This window comes from Rothia sp. HMSC078H08 (assembly GCF_001808955.1).
Classification (GTDB): domain Bacteria; phylum Actinomycetota; class Actinomycetes; order Actinomycetales; family Micrococcaceae; genus Rothia.
This window is the reverse complement of sequence record NZ_KV795254.1, coordinates 264236-278787: the sequence shown is the minus strand read 5'-3', so window position 1 is coordinate 278787 and position 14552 is coordinate 264236. Positions and strand designations below refer to the sequence as shown.

The 14552-nt window shown below is 61.5% G+C and carries 11 protein-coding genes; all 11 read right to left on the bottom strand.

Features of this window, described 5'->3' with window-relative positions:
* Positions 1-55: 55 nt before the first annotated feature.
* Complete coding sequence (locus tag HMPREF2528_RS04705) at positions 56-826, bottom strand: DUF4345 domain-containing protein (protein ID WP_070542749.1); 771 nt, start codon at positions 824-826, stop codon at positions 56-58.
* Between the two features lie 190 nt (positions 827-1016).
* Positions 1017-2114: a tRNA pseudouridine(55) synthase TruB gene (gene truB, locus HMPREF2528_RS04700; RefSeq protein WP_070542746.1), complete on the bottom strand. Its 1098-nt coding sequence runs from the start codon at positions 2112-2114 to the stop codon at positions 1017-1019.
* Entirely contained in the window at positions 2115-2555 is a 441-nt protein-coding gene (gene rbfA, locus HMPREF2528_RS04695) for a 30S ribosome-binding factor RbfA (RefSeq protein ID WP_005507090.1), read from the bottom strand.
* Positions 2556-2727: 172 nt separating this feature from the next.
* Positions 2728-5592, bottom strand: a complete 2865-nt coding sequence (infB, locus tag HMPREF2528_RS04690) for a translation initiation factor IF-2 (protein ID WP_070542742.1) — start codon at positions 5590-5592, stop codon at positions 2728-2730.
* Positions 5593-5811: 219 nt separating this feature from the next.
* Positions 5812-6153, bottom strand: coding sequence for a YlxR family protein (locus tag HMPREF2528_RS04685; protein ID WP_049360583.1), 342 nt, complete (start codon positions 6151-6153; stop codon positions 5812-5814).
* Between the two features lie 251 nt (positions 6154-6404).
* Entirely contained in the window at positions 6405-7502 is a 1098-nt protein-coding gene (gene nusA / locus HMPREF2528_RS04680) for a transcription termination factor NusA (RefSeq protein ID WP_049328007.1), read from the bottom strand.
* Positions 7503-7611: 109 nt separating this feature from the next.
* Positions 7612-8283, bottom strand: a complete 672-nt coding sequence (gene rimP / locus HMPREF2528_RS04675) for a ribosome maturation factor RimP (protein WP_012903936.1) — start codon at positions 8281-8283, stop codon at positions 7612-7614.
* A gap of 100 nt (positions 8284-8383) precedes the next feature.
* Complete coding sequence (locus tag HMPREF2528_RS04670) at positions 8384-10216, bottom strand: proline--tRNA ligase (protein ID WP_044150662.1); 1833 nt, start codon at positions 10214-10216, stop codon at positions 8384-8386.
* A gap of 111 nt (positions 10217-10327) precedes the next feature.
* Positions 10328-11488, bottom strand: a complete 1161-nt coding sequence (locus HMPREF2528_RS04665; RefSeq protein WP_246823878.1) for a GNAT family N-acetyltransferase — start codon at positions 11486-11488, stop codon at positions 10328-10330.
* 267 nt (positions 11489-11755) lie between these two features.
* A complete protein-coding gene (gene ispG, locus HMPREF2528_RS04660; protein WP_044142245.1) occupies positions 11756-12898 on the bottom strand; it encodes a flavodoxin-dependent (E)-4-hydroxy-3-methylbut-2-enyl-diphosphate synthase in 1143 nt (380 codons plus the stop codon).
* A 139-nt stretch (positions 12899-13037) separates the two neighbouring features.
* Entirely contained in the window at positions 13038-14393 is a 1356-nt protein-coding gene (locus HMPREF2528_RS04655; protein ID WP_070507738.1) for a M50 family metallopeptidase, read from the bottom strand.
* Positions 14394-14552: the final 159 nt, after the last annotated feature.

The following is a 14552-nucleotide window of genomic DNA, read 5'->3' as shown; positions in this document are numbered from 1 at the left end:
CCCCGAAAAAGCCCGGGACGAGCCCCTCTCGGGGCCCTCCCGGGCGCATACGAGCCTACTTGCGGCCCTTGGCAGCCGCGGCGGGCTGGGTTCGGGATGCGTTAAGCATCTCCTGGCGGATTGCGTTGGACTTGTTGATCCAGCCGTACCACACCAGCAGGCACGGAGGAATCACAAGCTCAGTCACCATCAGCACAATCAGCGACCAGTGCGGGGTACCGAAGAACGCCCACGACAGGATACGACCCACGCCACCCAGGAAAACCACCAGGCAGGAGAACACGAGCATGTTCACCCACTTGAACTTCAGGGCAATGAACACGAAGGACAGACCCACACCCACATAGGCTGCCGCGAAGAACACGTAGTTCGACTGCACCGAGGCATTCGCGAAATCCTGAGGCGCATCCGGAATCACACGGATACCGCCCAAAACCTGCCACACACCGTATGCAATCATGAACAGACCGTACAGCGCCACCGCCGCACGGAACGCCGCACGGTTCTGAGGCTTAGCCGCCTCCTCAATGCTCTTGGGGCGGGCAAACGCCTCGCGGGTTGCCTTCTTCTCAGCCTTCTTATCTGCCTTCTGCGACGCCTTATCGCCGGACGCCGGTGCGGCTACGCGAACACCCGCAGGTGCCTTCGCCGCAGAAATAGGCTCAGCAGTCTTAGCACCGGCAGCCTTCGCGGCACCGCTCTGAGCAGCAGCTCCGGTCGCAGCAGCCCCGGTTACGGTAGCTTCAGCCTGTGCAGACTCCACGCGGGGTACCGGCGCGGTACGAGGCTCACTCGCCTTCTTAGCAGAGCTCTGGTTCTCGCTCATCTTCTCTCCTTCAGCAGGGCCGGGCGGCACCCGCACGAGTAGTCATGTGTGTTCAGGGGTTGTATTACGTTAGCGTGTTGAATGAATAAGGGCTCACGTTCAACAGGCGCTGAATCAATCAGGCGTGAGGAATCAGCTTTGGGTAGGCACAAACACCGAACCCTCTTCGCCCATCATAAGCCCTCAACGCCTAGTTGAAGGAACGATTCGCCTCAAAAACCAGCACCGGGGCAGCCTGAACCTTCCCGCGCTGCTTCTTATTCTCCAGGAGGGCCACCAGGGTACCGTCCGGGGCGAAGCCCGCCACAATACCCTCAACGCTGGCATGCTGCACCGCACCGGACTCATCCGCGCTCGCGTGCACGGAACGCTTCACCACGGAACCGTCACCGCTGGGGCTAATACGGCGCCCGTAGGAAATATCGCTCGCCTCCGCGGCAGATAGCTCACGCGCACCAAAGATGCGGCGTGCCGCCTCCTCCAGGGGAAGCAGCGGCAGATCTTCCAGCGGTGCCTCCGACTCTTCACGGCGCTGCTTCAATTGCGCCAAGTCGGCGGCGTCCTCAAGTACCACCGCACCCACACGGGTACGGCGAAGAGCCGTCAGGTGGCCACCGGTGCCCAGGATCTTGCCCAGATCGCGCGCCAGAGCACGAATGTAGGTGCCCGAAGAGCACGAAACCGTCACGTCGCAGTCAATCACGGGAACCGAGGTTGCCGCGTGCTCGCCCTCGTTCTCGGGGTCCTCAATCACGTACTCGGCAAAACCGGCAGTCACAGAATGCACCGTGAACTCGCTAATCGTCACCGGACGCGCCGCCAACTCAACCTGCTCACCGCTACGCACACGCGCATACGAGCGAACACCGTTGATCTTGATAGCAGACACCGCAGAAGGAACCTGCAGGATATCGCCGCTCAGCTGCGCCACAGCCTCCAGGATGCGCGCACGCATCTGCTCAGCGTTCAAACCGGTCAGCGCCTCAACGGCATCCGGATGCGCGGCTGTGTGCTCACCCTCGGCATCCTCAGTCAGCGTCTCAATGCCCAGGCGAATCGTCGCGTCATAGGTTTTATCCTGACCGACCAGGTAGGTCAGCAGCTTCGTCGCCTTATTGATGCCCAAAATCAGCACACCGGTCGCGGCGGGATCCAGCGTACCGGCGTGACCAACCCGCCGGGTGCCAGCAATACGACGCATCTGAGAGACCGCATCGTGGCTGCTCATCCCGGCGGGCTTATCAATGACCATCAGGCCGGACGGGCCCTGAGGTTGTTTCTTCGCCACTTAGGCGTCCTCACCCTCGGCAGGCTCATCCTTCTTGTAGGGGTCAGCCTCACCAGCGTACTCGGCACCCTCGGCTGCAGCAGCCAGGGCGGCGTCGCGCTCGCGAGTCTCACGCAGAAGCGCCTCAATGTGGAAGGCGTTCTCGGGAACCTCGTCAGCGACGAAAGTCAGGGTGGGGGTCAGGCGGGCAGTGATGTTCTTACCAACCTCGGCGCGCAGAATGCCCTTAGCGGATTCCAGCGCCTTCTTGGTGTTTGCGGCGTCCTCTTCGGAGCCGAACACGGTGTAGTACAGGGTTGCGTGCTGCAGGTCGTTGGTCACGCGGGCATCGGTAATGGTCACAAAACCGAGGCGGGGATCCTTAACACGACGCTCCAGCGCCTTCGCCACAATCACCTTGATGCGGTCGGCAAGTCGTGCCGCGCGGGCTGCATCAGCCATGTGTTTCTCCTTGAAATCTCGTGGTGCTTCCGCGAACACTCGGGGTGTTACGGAGGCGTTCCAGGTAATGCGGAAGCGCCCGCCCCGCCAGCACCCGCCCCGCAGGCTCCAGTTTTAGAAGCCTGCGGGTGCGGGAACACTAGCGGGTGACGGGCGCATCAGCGTGTGAGTCTTAGACACGCGGCTTTTCGCGCATCTCCCAAGTCTCGATAATGTCGCCTTCCTTGATGTCGTTGAAGGAGCCGAGGCCAATACCACACTCGAAACCTTCGCGAACCTCGGTAGCGTCGTCCTTGAAACGACGCAGCGACTCGATGGTGAGGTTGTCTGCCACCACGGAACCGTCGCGCACCAGGCGTGCCTTGGCGTTGCGCTTGATGATGCCGTTCTTGACGATCGAACCTGCGATGTTGCCCCACTTGGAGGAGCGGAAGACCTCGCGGATCTCTGCGGAGCCGAGCTCCACTTCCTCGTACTCGGGCTTGAGCATACCCTTGACGGCCTGCTCAATTTCCTCAATCGCACGGTAGATGACCGAGTAGAACTTCATCTCGACGCCTTCGCGGTCGGCAAGTTCTGCAACGCGCTCTGCCGGGCGGACGTTGAAGCCGATGATGACCGCGTTGTCCACGGTAGCCAGGTTCACGTCATTCTGGGTAATAGCACCCACACCGCGGTGGATGACGCGCAGCTGAACCTCGTCGCCACCGGCGTCGATCTTCATCAGGGACTCTTCCAGTGCTTCCACAGCACCGGAGACGTCACCCTTAATGATCAGGTTCAGGGTGTCCATCTTGCCCTCAGCCACAGCGGCATCGAAGGACTCGAGGGTCACGCGCTTACGACGCTTAGCCAGCTGAGCGTTACGATCAGCAGCCTCACGCTTCTCAGCGATCTGACGAGCGGTGCGCTCTTCCTCGGTGGAGAGGAAGGTGTCGCCTGCACGAGGAACGGTGGACAGACCCAGCACCTGAACGGGGCGGGACGGGCCAGCTTCCTTCACAGCCTGACCGTTCTCATCGAACATTGCACGAACGCGACCGTGAGCAACACCGGCAACGATAGCGTCACCGACGTGCAGGGTACCGGACTGAACCAGGACGGTGGAAACCGCACCGCGGCCCTTGTCCAGGTTTGCTTCAATAGCAACGCCGCGTGCTTCCTTGTTCGGGTTAGCGGTCAGTTCGAGCACGTCAGCGGTCAGGGTGACAGCTTCAAGCAGCTCGTCGATGTTGGTGCCGTTGCGAGCGGAGACGTCCACGAACATGGTGTCGCCACCGTACTCTTCGGGGATCAGACCGTACTCGGTGAGCTGGCCACGGATCTTGTCCGGGGACGCGCCTTCCTTATCGATCTTGTTCACAGCAACCACGATCGGCACGTTAGCTGCCTGTGCATGGTTCAGTGCCTCAACGGTCTGGGGCATAACGCCGTCATCCGCTGCGACCACGAGGATTGCCACGTCGGTGACCTTCGCACCACGGGCACGCATAGCGGTGAACGCCTCGTGACCGGGGGTATCGATGAAGGTAATCGCGCGGTCTTCACCCTCAACGGTGGTGTGGACCTGGTATGCACCAATGTGCTGGGTAATGCCGCCGGCCTCACCCTCAATAACGTTGGTGTTACGGATAGCGTCCAGCAGGCGGGTCTTACCGTGGTCAACGTGACCCATGACGGTAACAACCGGGGGACGAACCTCCAGGACGTCCTCGCCCTCAGCTTCTGCTTCGGCTTCGAGGTTGATGTCGAAGGACTCGAGCAGCTCGCGCTCCTCATCCTCCGGGGAAACAATCTTGATGACGTAACCCAGTTCGGCACCCAACAGTTCGAAGGTCTCCTCGTCCAGGGACTGAGTCTGGGTAGCCATCTCACCCAGGTGGAAGAGAACCGTAATCAGCGATGCCGGGTTTGCGCCAATCTTCTCAGCGAAGTCCATGATGGACGCGCCGCGGCGCAGACGAATCTCGGTCGAGCCGTCGCCGCGAGGAACAACCACGCCACCGGGTGCCGGTGCGTTCAGCTGCTCCTGCTCATGGCGGCGAGCTGCCTTGGACTTGCGGCCCTTACGCTTGGAGCCACCGCGACCGAATGCACCCTGTGCGTTGCCGCGACCGCCGGGGCCGGGACGACCCGGACCGCGGTTGAAGCCGCCGGAACCGCCGCCGCGACGTGCGCCGCCGCCACCGTTACCGCCACCGTTGTTGGAACCGGACGCGCCGCCACCAACGTTGGAAACCTTGGGCATCATCGAGGGGTTCGGGCGTGCGCCGCCGCCACCAGCCGGACGGGGTGCACCGGGACGTGCGCCAGCTGCCGGACGGGGGCCACCGTTACCACCGGGACGTGCGCCACCTGCGGGGCGAGGACCGCCGTTACCGCCGGGGCGTGCGCCACCGTTGCCACCGGGACGACCGTTACGTGCCGGACGGGGACCGCCGGAACGCTGGGAGTCGCCGCCGTTACGCTTCATACCCTGCTGGGATGCGAAGGGGTTGTTACCGGGGCGAGGACCGGGCTTGGGGCCGGGCTTCGGAGCGGCAGGCTTGGGAGCGGCAGGCTTCGGTGCAGCCTCGGGGCGTGCCATGCCCTGCTGGGATGCGAAGGGGTTGTTACCCGGGCGGGGGCCGCCGGGCTTGGGTGCTGCTGCCGGCTTTGCGGCGGGCTTAGCTGCTGCGGGCTTGGGAGCTGCGCTCTCAGCTGCTGCGGGCTTAGCTGCAGGCTTGGGTGCCGGCTTAGCGGCAGGCTTTGCCGCTGCGGGCTTGGGGGTTGCCGCAGGCTTAGCGGCGGGCTTAGCCGCTGCGGGCTTGGGTGCCGGCTTAGCCGCCGACTCCGTTGCTGCCTTTGCAGGTGCTGCCTTTGCGGCAGGCTTAGCGGCTGCGGCGGGGAATTCCGCGCGCAACTTCTTCAGAACCATGGGGTTCAGGGTGGAAGAGGAGCTCTTAACGAACTCGCCCATATCCTTGAGCTTGGCGATAACTTCCTTGGAAGGTACGCCTACTTCTTTAGCAAACTCGTGTACTCGAGGCTGAGCCAAATTTTCTCCATTCCCGGTCCGCACCGGGAATGGTGCGGACACTAATGTTTACGGGGTGCACGCCCGAAGGCGCGCCAATTCGTGAAATTGCCGGTGGGTGAGCACGAAAGGGTACTCATTTCGCGGCACTCATTAGATATCCATCAGTTTTCTGACTCGCTTTCAGATAAGAAGTCGTCAAACTCGTTGACTTACAGAGGGCATATACCCGAAAAGCGTCTACGAGGGGGTCGAGTCCGCAATCACGGCTCGAATCTGCTCGCAGCACGCCTGCAGCTGGGCTGCAGGGACCGCTTTTTTGAAGGCGCGCGCCAGACCGTTCTTTTTCTGCAGAGCGGCTACGCACTTTTCACTCGGATGGATCCAAGCGCCTCGTCCGGGCATAGTTCCCGCCACATCGGGCTGATAGGGCGGAGTGTCCGCCTGCTCGGTAGCAGACGTGACGGGTGTGCGGGCGATGCGCAGCAGGTTGCGCTGTTCATCGCGGGCACGGCATCCGATGCAGGTGCGGACCGGTCCTTCAAACGCTTCGGAGGTTGCGGTGAGGTCGTGATCGCTCATGGTCCTCTCCCCTCTCTAGCGTGTGTAGAACCGCGTTCGCAGTACATTCGTGATGCTCCATCCGGTGTATGCGAGGGCGCGTTAAAGCGCCCGGTTACACACCGGCACATCTTAATAGTGTATCCCGTTTTTAAGAATCATGGGCAAAACTGTGACGCAGGCGCAAGAACACCGGGCACGTTACTGCCCGATCTCTTGCGCCTGCATCAAAAGGATATGCCGCGGGATACGCCCCTCACCGGGGCTAATGCTTATTCAGCGTCCTGTGCGGACTCTTCTGCTGCTTCTTCAATTGCCTTCTCAGCGGAAGCTTCTTCAGCCAGGCTACGAGCCACGCGAGCTGCAACCTCTTCCTCGGCACGAACCTGAGCGTACTTGGACTCGGAAAGAATATCGATACGCCAGCCGGTCAGCTTCGCTGCAAGACGTGCGTTCTGACCCTCACGGCCGATAGCCAGAGACAGCTGGTCATCCGGAACCACGGCACGAGCAGAGTACTCACGCGGGTTCGCGATAATGACCTCGGTGACCTTCGCCGGGGACAGCGCCGCAGCGATGAAGGTTGCCGGATCGGTCGAGTAGTCGACAATGTCAATCTTCTCGTCATTCAGCTCGGCAGCAACCGCACGCACGCGGGCACCCATATCGCCGATGCACGCACCCTTAGCGTTAATGGTCGGGTTCTTCGCGGACACCGCAATCTTGGAGCGGTGACCAGCTTCACGGGCGATGGAGTTAATGGAAACCAGGCCCTCAGAAATCTCGGGAACCTCGTGCTCGAACAGGCGCAGAACCAGGTTCGGGTGCGAACGAGAAACCACAATCGAGGGGCCCTTGGGGCCGCGGCGAGCCTCAACCAGGTAGGCGCGCAGGCGGGAGCCGTGCGGGTACTTCTCGCCCGGAACCTGCTCGTTGCTGGGCAGAACAGCTTCAACGGTGCCCAGGTCAACCTGAACCATACGCGGGTTGTTGCCCTGCTGAATCACGCCGGACACCAGGGTGCCCTCACGGTCCTTGAACTCACCCAGAACGGATGCGTCCTCAGCGTCACGCAGACGCTGCGAAAGCACCTGACGGACGGTTGCGGCAGCGATACGGCCAAAGTTGTTCGGGGTATCGTCGAACTCGTCAATCTTCTGGTTATCCTCATCAAGCTCAGGAGCCAGAATGACGAACTCGCCGGTGGTGTGGTCGATGACGGCACGAGAACCCTTAATGGCGCCGGGCTGCTTCATGTACGCGAGCAGCAGGGCGTTCTCAACCAGGGTGAAGAGCTCCTCCATGACGAGAGAGCGCTGCTTCGCCAATGCGCGCAGTGCGCCCAGGTCAATAGTTTTAATATCCTCCACGCTTTTCAGCCTTTCCCAGTTAGCACGGCGCCGGGACGCTCAATGCGCCCCGGCTCCCGAACGGTATATACCTGGCACGGAACACCCCGTGCCTGAAGCTTTAATAACTCTATTCTACCGGCTCAGCGGGCGAATTGAAGTCAATCTCGACGTGAGCAGAAGCAATATTTTCCCACGGGAGCAAGCTCGGCTCGTGGTACGACTCCTTCTGGCCCTTCTTCGTGTTCTTCTTACGAGCCAGCACCGGGCCGTCATCCTGCACCTCGTGCAGACGCGCCAGGTACTCGGTGCCATCGGGTGCGGTGACCGCAATCAGGCGGGTGCGGGCACGCTCCCAGTGGCGGCGCTCGGTCAGGGCGCGGGTAGCGCCGGGCGAGGACACCTCCAGCTCGTAGGGGAAGAACTCGTCGTTTTCATCCGCACGGTCCAGGGCGCTCGAAATCGCACCGGAAATCTCCGCGAGGGAATCCAGCGACAGCGAATCGGTACGCTCAGCGGTGTAGTCCACCGTAATCTTCACGGTGCGGTTCGCCGCCGGACCCGAAATCTTCAGGCCCTCCAGCACCAGCGAGAACTCGGAGATAACCGGGGCAATCGCCTCGGCAACCTCTTCCTCACGAATTGCGCGGGTACCCACGCGCACCGGTGCCTCCACCACGGGCTCGCTCTCAACGCGAGTGCGGGGAGTGTTCACACCATTCGCCACGCGGGATGCGGCACGGCGCGCGCGCGCATTCGGGGCGCTCTTCTTAGAGCCAGAACGCTTCGGCTTGTATGCCATAGTTCTCTTCTTTCATTCTTCCGCCGCCTACCCTGCCCCACCTCTTAGGAGGCGGGGCAGGTGGCAACGGTTATACGTCTCTGCGGGCTAGTGGCGCACCTTAGGCGCCGCGCACCTCTGCGATGACCTCAGCCACCGCGTTCTCGACGGACACCTCGCGAGCCTCACCGCTGCGGCGGTCCTTCAGTTCCAGCACGCCGTCCTTGAAGCCGCGACCAATCACCAGGATGGTGGGCACACCCAGCAGCTCGGCGTCGCCGAACTTCACGCCGGGGCTGGTCTTCGGGCGGTCGTCCAGCATGACCTGCAGGCCGGCGGATTCCAGGGATGCGCTGAGCTCTTCAGCGTACTCGTGGGATGCTGCGTCCTTGCCGGTGATGACGATGTGCACGTCTGCCGGTGCCAGGTTACGCGGCCAGATCAGGCCCTTCTCGTCGTGGTTGCCCTCGGCGATGGCAGCCAGTGCGCGGGTCACGCCCACGCCGTAGGAGCCCATGGTCACGGTCTGCAGCTTGCCGTTCTGGTCCAGGACCTTCAGGCCCAGTGCCTCAGCGTACTTGCGGCCCAGGGCGAAGATGTGGCCCATCTCGATGCCGCGGGCTGCGACCAGCTCGCCGGAGCCGTCCGGTGCCGGGTCGCCTTCGCGCACCTCGCACGCCTCAATCACGCCGTCGGCGGTGAAGTCGCGGCCGAAGACCAGGTTCGCCACGTGCTTGCCCTCTTCGTTTGCGCCGGTCACCCAGCGGGTACCGCGCACCACGCGGGGGTCAACGAAGAAGGGAATGCCGGTTGCGGAAGCTACCGCGTCCTCGTCCTCGGTGTGCGCACCGAGCAGGGGCGCGTCCAGGCTCAGGCCGGGGCCAATGTAGCCCTTGACCAGCTGCGGGTATGCTTTCAGGTCCTCTTCGCTGGCTGCCTCAACCTCAACCTCGCCGCCGATGCCCAGAAGGGCGCCGATGTTGACCTCAACGCGGCCCAGGTCCACGGCACGGTCGCCGGGAACGCCCACTGCGAAGACCTTACGCTCGCCGGAGGGGGTGATGACGGTGCCCAGGAAGCACTTGAGGGTCTGCGAAGCCTCGATGGCGCCGCCGGTCACCTCGGTGTGCAGCTCGTTCATGCGCTCCACCAGGGTCTCAATGGTGGCGGAGTCGGGGGTGTCCACAAGGATTGCCGCCGGGGTGTCCTCGGTGATCTCGATTTCCTCGGGAACCACGGTGGTCACGGCCTCAACGTTTGCCGCGTAACCGCCAGCCGAACGCACGAAAGTATCCTCACCGATGGGGGTCGGGTGCAGGAACTCTTCACTGCGGGAGCCGCCCATCGCGCCGGACTGTGCGGTCACAATGACAATCTCCAGGCCCAGGCGCTCAAAGATGCGCTGGTAGGCGGCACGGTGAGCCATGTACGCCTCGTTCAGGCCCTCATCGTCAATGTTGAAGGAGTAGGAGTCCTTCATGACGAACTCGCGACCGCGCAGCAGACCCGCGCGGGGGCGCGCCTCATCGCGGTACTTGGTCTGAATCTGGTACAGGTAAACCGGCAAATCCTTGTAGGAGGAGTACAGGTCCTTCACCAGCAGGGTGAACATTTCCTCGTGGGTGGGTGCCAGCAGCATGTCTGCACCCTTGCGGTCCTTGAGGCGGAAGAGGTTATCGCCGTACTCGTCCCAGCGGTTGGTTGCCTCGTAGGGTTCGCGGGGCAGCAGTGCGGGGAAGTGAACTTCCTGCGCGCCGATGGCGTCCATCTCTTCACGGATGATGTTCTCGACCTTGCGCAGTACCTTCAGGCCCAGGGGCAGCCAGGTGTACACGCCGGGGGCTGCGCGGCGGATATAACCGGCACGGACCAGCAGCTTGTGGCTGGCGACCTCAGCGTCTACGGGGTCCTCGCGCAGAGTGCGCACGAAGAGGTTGGAAAGGCGAAGTACCACGATTCTCCTTGAAAGGTCGATAGGTTTAGGTAGGGTGCCCGAGGCTCACCGGGTGAGCCGTAAATAGGCACAGTCGTCTTTAATTTTATAGCGTTTTAGGATTCGGCGTGTTTAGCGCTCAAAAATGATGGTCGAGAACTGCCCAATCTGCTCCCAACCGGTCCCCCGGTACATGGCAAGAGCACGGGCATTGTAGTCGTTCACGTACAGGCTCAGGTGCGAGTAGCGGCGCTGCAGAATCTGCGCGGCGGCGGCAAAGAACGGCTTAGCCAGCCCGTAGCCGCGGTAATCCGGGTGCAGCCACACGCCCTGCACCTGCGCGGCATCCAGGTTCACGATGCCCGCATCCGCCTTGAAGATAACCCGCCCATTCACATCGGTGACAATGGCGCTGCGCTGACCGGCAATGAGCGTGCGCAGGCGCGCCGCATAGCCGTCACCGTAGCGAGCAACCGGGTCGAAGCCGACCTCCTCGGTGAACATGGCGGCTGCGGCGGGCAGAAGCTCCCCCAGGTCCGCGGAGGTGGCGAGGCGCGCATACCCGGCAGCCTCACCACTGAGTTGAAAAGCGCCGGCGGGACTCTCCCCCGACTTGAGGGGCTCGGGTTTGATGGGCACGGGTTTGAGAGGCGCGGGCAGGTGCGCCGGCAGCTCAGGAAGCTCCACGGCGTAGAAGCGGGCGAGGTCCTTCTCCGGCGGCAGATACAGTAGCGGCTGATTGGGACGCTCCGACAGAACCCGCGCACGGTGATCGCAACCGTCACCCAGGCTTGGCTGCAGCATCTGCAGTAGCGGGCTCTTATCGCCGCGAGTCTGCTCGCACAGCTCCTGCATGCGCGTCCACAGGGGCATTACGAAGACGCTCTCACCGAACATGGAATCCAGGCGAGAACCCACCTGCAGCAGCAGCTGAGCCAGCGCATCACGATGCGCGAGCGCCGTAGCATCCAGGGTGGTGGCATCAGAGGTTTCTACACGTTCGGCAACATCATGTTCAACCGCGACACCGCACAGCCGCACCGGCACCACATTCGAACCCAACAGCAGCACACAGCACAACTGCCCGTCACGCTCACAACCCACAAAACCCTGATAGTAGTGCAGCGGAATACGCGGGGACCTCACCGGAAGAGGGCACGCCAAATAATGCTCAATGGAGTACAGATTCGGGACCGGGTCACTGAACAGGACCTCCTCCAGCTCATCGCACCACCGAGCATCCAGAGCAAAAACGTGTTCCTTCACGCGATCAAGCATAGGGGAAGAATCCATCGATGAAGCAGCCCGCCTGCCGCGCTTGGATTTAGAGCGGAAAGAACTTGGGCGAAGAGAAGATAAAAGATTAAGCATGCTGTGTTGAGTGATAGAGAATGAGCGATAGACAGATGAGTGACGATACGGGGCGTGCCCCGAAAAGTAGCCGAATTATGCGGCCACAGCCGGCGGCGACAAGCACCGGACCTGCCACCACCATAACCGGACATAACCGGAAAAGCGCGGAGGCGCCCTCAGCAGGGCGCCTCCGCGCACAAAAGCTAACTAGCTCACCGAAACAGCCGGGGAACCCTCGGGAACGTACTCGCCCGAAGCCTCCATCTCGGCGGCAATGCGGGTTGCCTCCTCAATCAGAGTCTCAACGATCTGATCCTCGGGCACGGTCTTAATGACCTCACCCTTCACGAAAATCTGGCCCTTACCGTTACCGGACGCCACACCCAGGTCAGCCTCACGAGCCTCACCCGGACCGTTCACCACGCAACCCATCACGGCAACACGCAGCGGAACCTTCATGTGCTCCAGGCCCTTAGTCACGTTCTCGGCAAGCTCCCACACGTTCACCTGCGCACGACCACAGGACGGGCACGAAACGATGTCCAGCTTGCGGGGGCGAAGGTTCAGCGACTCCAGGATCTTGGTGCCCACCTTCACCTCCTCAACCGGAGGAGCAGACAGCGACACGCGAATAGTATCGCCAATACCCTGAGACAGCAGAGTACCGAACGCCACCGAGCTCTTAATAGTGCCCTGGAACGCCGGACCAGCCTCAGTCACACCCAGGTGCAGGGGCCAGTCACCGCGCTCAGCCAGCTGACGGTACGCCTCCACCATCACCACAGGGTCGTTATGCTTCACAGAAATCTTGAAATCACGGAAACCGTGCTCCTCAAAGAGCGAAGCCTCCCATACAGCAGACTCAACCAGAGCCTCCGGAGTAGCCTTACCGTACTTCTCCAGCAGACGCTTATCCAGCGAACCGGCGTTCACACCAATACGCAGAGAAACGCCGTGGTCCGAAGCCATCTGAGCGATTTCCTTCACCTGGTCGTCGAACTTACGGATATTACCCGGGTTCACACGCACAGCACCGCAACCAGCCTGAATAGCCGCATACACGTACTTCGGCTGGAAGTGGATGTCAGCAATCACCGGAATGCGGGACTGCTTCGCAATGATCGGCAGAGCCTCCGCGTCCTTATCGGTCGGGCACGCCACACGCACAATATCGCAACCGGCAGCGGTCAACTCAGCAATCTGCTGCAGAGTCGCACCAATGTCGTGGGTCTTAGTGGTCGTCATCGACTGCACCGAAATCGGAGATTCAGAACCAACACCGACAGAACCCACCTTGAACTGGCGGGTTTTACGACGCGGCGACAGAACCGCAGGAGCGGGCTTCGGCATACCAAGGCTGACCGACAAGGTTTTCCTCCATACATGGGTTGTGAAGGACGTACGACGCATCCTTCGTTCAACTTTTTATTGTGCCACTGACGCGAAAGAAAGCACTAATACGGGTACCCTTACCGCGCGTGACAACACACTAAAACAGGGTGATGGGCTTAACAATATCCGCCACAATTAGGATGACAGACATCACAATGAATGCGCCCGCAACCACATACGTCAACGGCAGCAACTTCACCGGATCAAACGGACCCGGATCCTTACGCCCAGTCAGACGTGCAAAGAAGCGACGCACACCCTCCCAGAGAGCACCCAACACGTGGCCACCATCCAGCGGCAACAGCGGAATCAGGTTGAACGCAAAAAGCATCAGATTCATATTCGCCACCAGCGAGACCAACATCGCAGCCTTCGCCTTCACATCAATACGGTCAGTAGCCGTCACCTCACCGGCAATACGGCTCACACCCACCACAGACACCGGCGACTCAGCACTACGCTCGCCACCGGTCACCAGGGTCACCGTCAACTCCCACACACGCTGCGGCAACGAAAGCATCGACGAACCCACACGCGAAAGCGTATCGCCCACCATCGCGGGCACCTCAGTAATAGAACCGGGTACCAACTCACTCGACGGGGAAACACCCACAAAACCGCCGCGAGTCGTCGCAATCGAACCATCAGCGGCACGCGCATACTGGCCCTTACCGTCAGAAACCGGGCGGATCATCTCAACCGGAGTCACCGACAAATTCAGACGCTGACCATCACGCTCCACCGTCAGGGTGCTCGGGTGAGAACCCGCCGCACGAATCGCCGAAGACACAGCCTCCCACGAACCCGTCGACGCACCATTCACAGCAACCACACGGTCACCCACCTGCACACCAGCAGCCTTCGCAGGCGACGGAGTGGACTTATCCGTACACTCGCCATAGCTAATCGAATCATGAGTGACATTCACGCTCGGCACGCACTCAGACACCGCCGACACCTTATTCGTCACCTGCGCCGTACCAAAACCACAAATCAGCACAGCAGTACACACCACACCAATCAGCAGGTTCATCGTCGGGCCGCCCAGCATAATCACCATGCGCTTGAGCACCGGCAACTTATAGAACAGGCGGTCCTCATCACCGGGCTTCAGACGCTCAGCATCCGCCGCACGCGCCTCCTCAGCCATGGACGCAAACGGGCTGGTACTGCCCGAATGGCCCTCCTCATGGTGCTCCTTCACCTCAGCAGGGCTCGGCGGGTACATACCAATCATCGAAATGTAACCACCCAACGGGATCGCCTTGAAACCGTACTCAGTCTCGCCGCGGCGGAAAGAGAATACGGTCTTACCGAAGCCAATCATGTACTGCGGAACGCGCACATTGAACAGCTTCGCGGGCACCAGATGCCCCACCTCGTGCAGGGCAATCGAGACGGCAATAGCAATTGCCATGAGGATAATGCCCACAGCGTACAGCAGGATTTCCACGCTTTTTCTCGTTTCGGTTCGGGGATACGAAGCTTCTAGGATACTCGCTTAGCCTGTGAAGGCGCCCTCCCCCGCCTCATGTGACTATGCAGGACGGTGTGGGTGGGTACGCTATACCCTTCCTCCGCTCCTGCAGGGGAACCCACCCTCTCGGGTGCT

Excerpts from the sequence above, each read along its gene's own strand:
- HMPREF2528_RS04705 (WP_070542749.1), bottom strand. The coding sequence starts at position 826 with ATGAGCGAGAACCAGAGCTCTGCTAAGAAGGCGAGTGAGCCTCGTACC.
- rbfA (WP_005507090.1), bottom strand. The coding sequence starts at position 2,555 with ATGGCTGATGCAGCCCGCGCGGCACGACTTGCCGACCGCATCAAGGTG.
- HMPREF2528_RS04685 (WP_049360583.1), bottom strand. The coding sequence starts at position 6,153 with ATGAGCGATCACGACCTCACCGCAACCTCCGAAGCGTTTGAAGGACCG.
- rimP (WP_012903936.1), bottom strand. The coding sequence starts at position 8,283 with ATGGCATACAAGCCGAAGCGTTCTGGCTCTAAGAAGAGCGCCCCGAAT.
- HMPREF2528_RS04665 (WP_246823878.1), bottom strand. The coding sequence starts at position 11,488 with ATGGATTCTTCCCCTATGCTTGATCGCGTGAAGGAACACGTTTTTGCT.
- ispG (WP_044142245.1), bottom strand. The coding sequence starts at position 12,898 with ATGCCGAAGCCCGCTCCTGCGGTTCTGTCGCCGCGTCGTAAAACCCGC.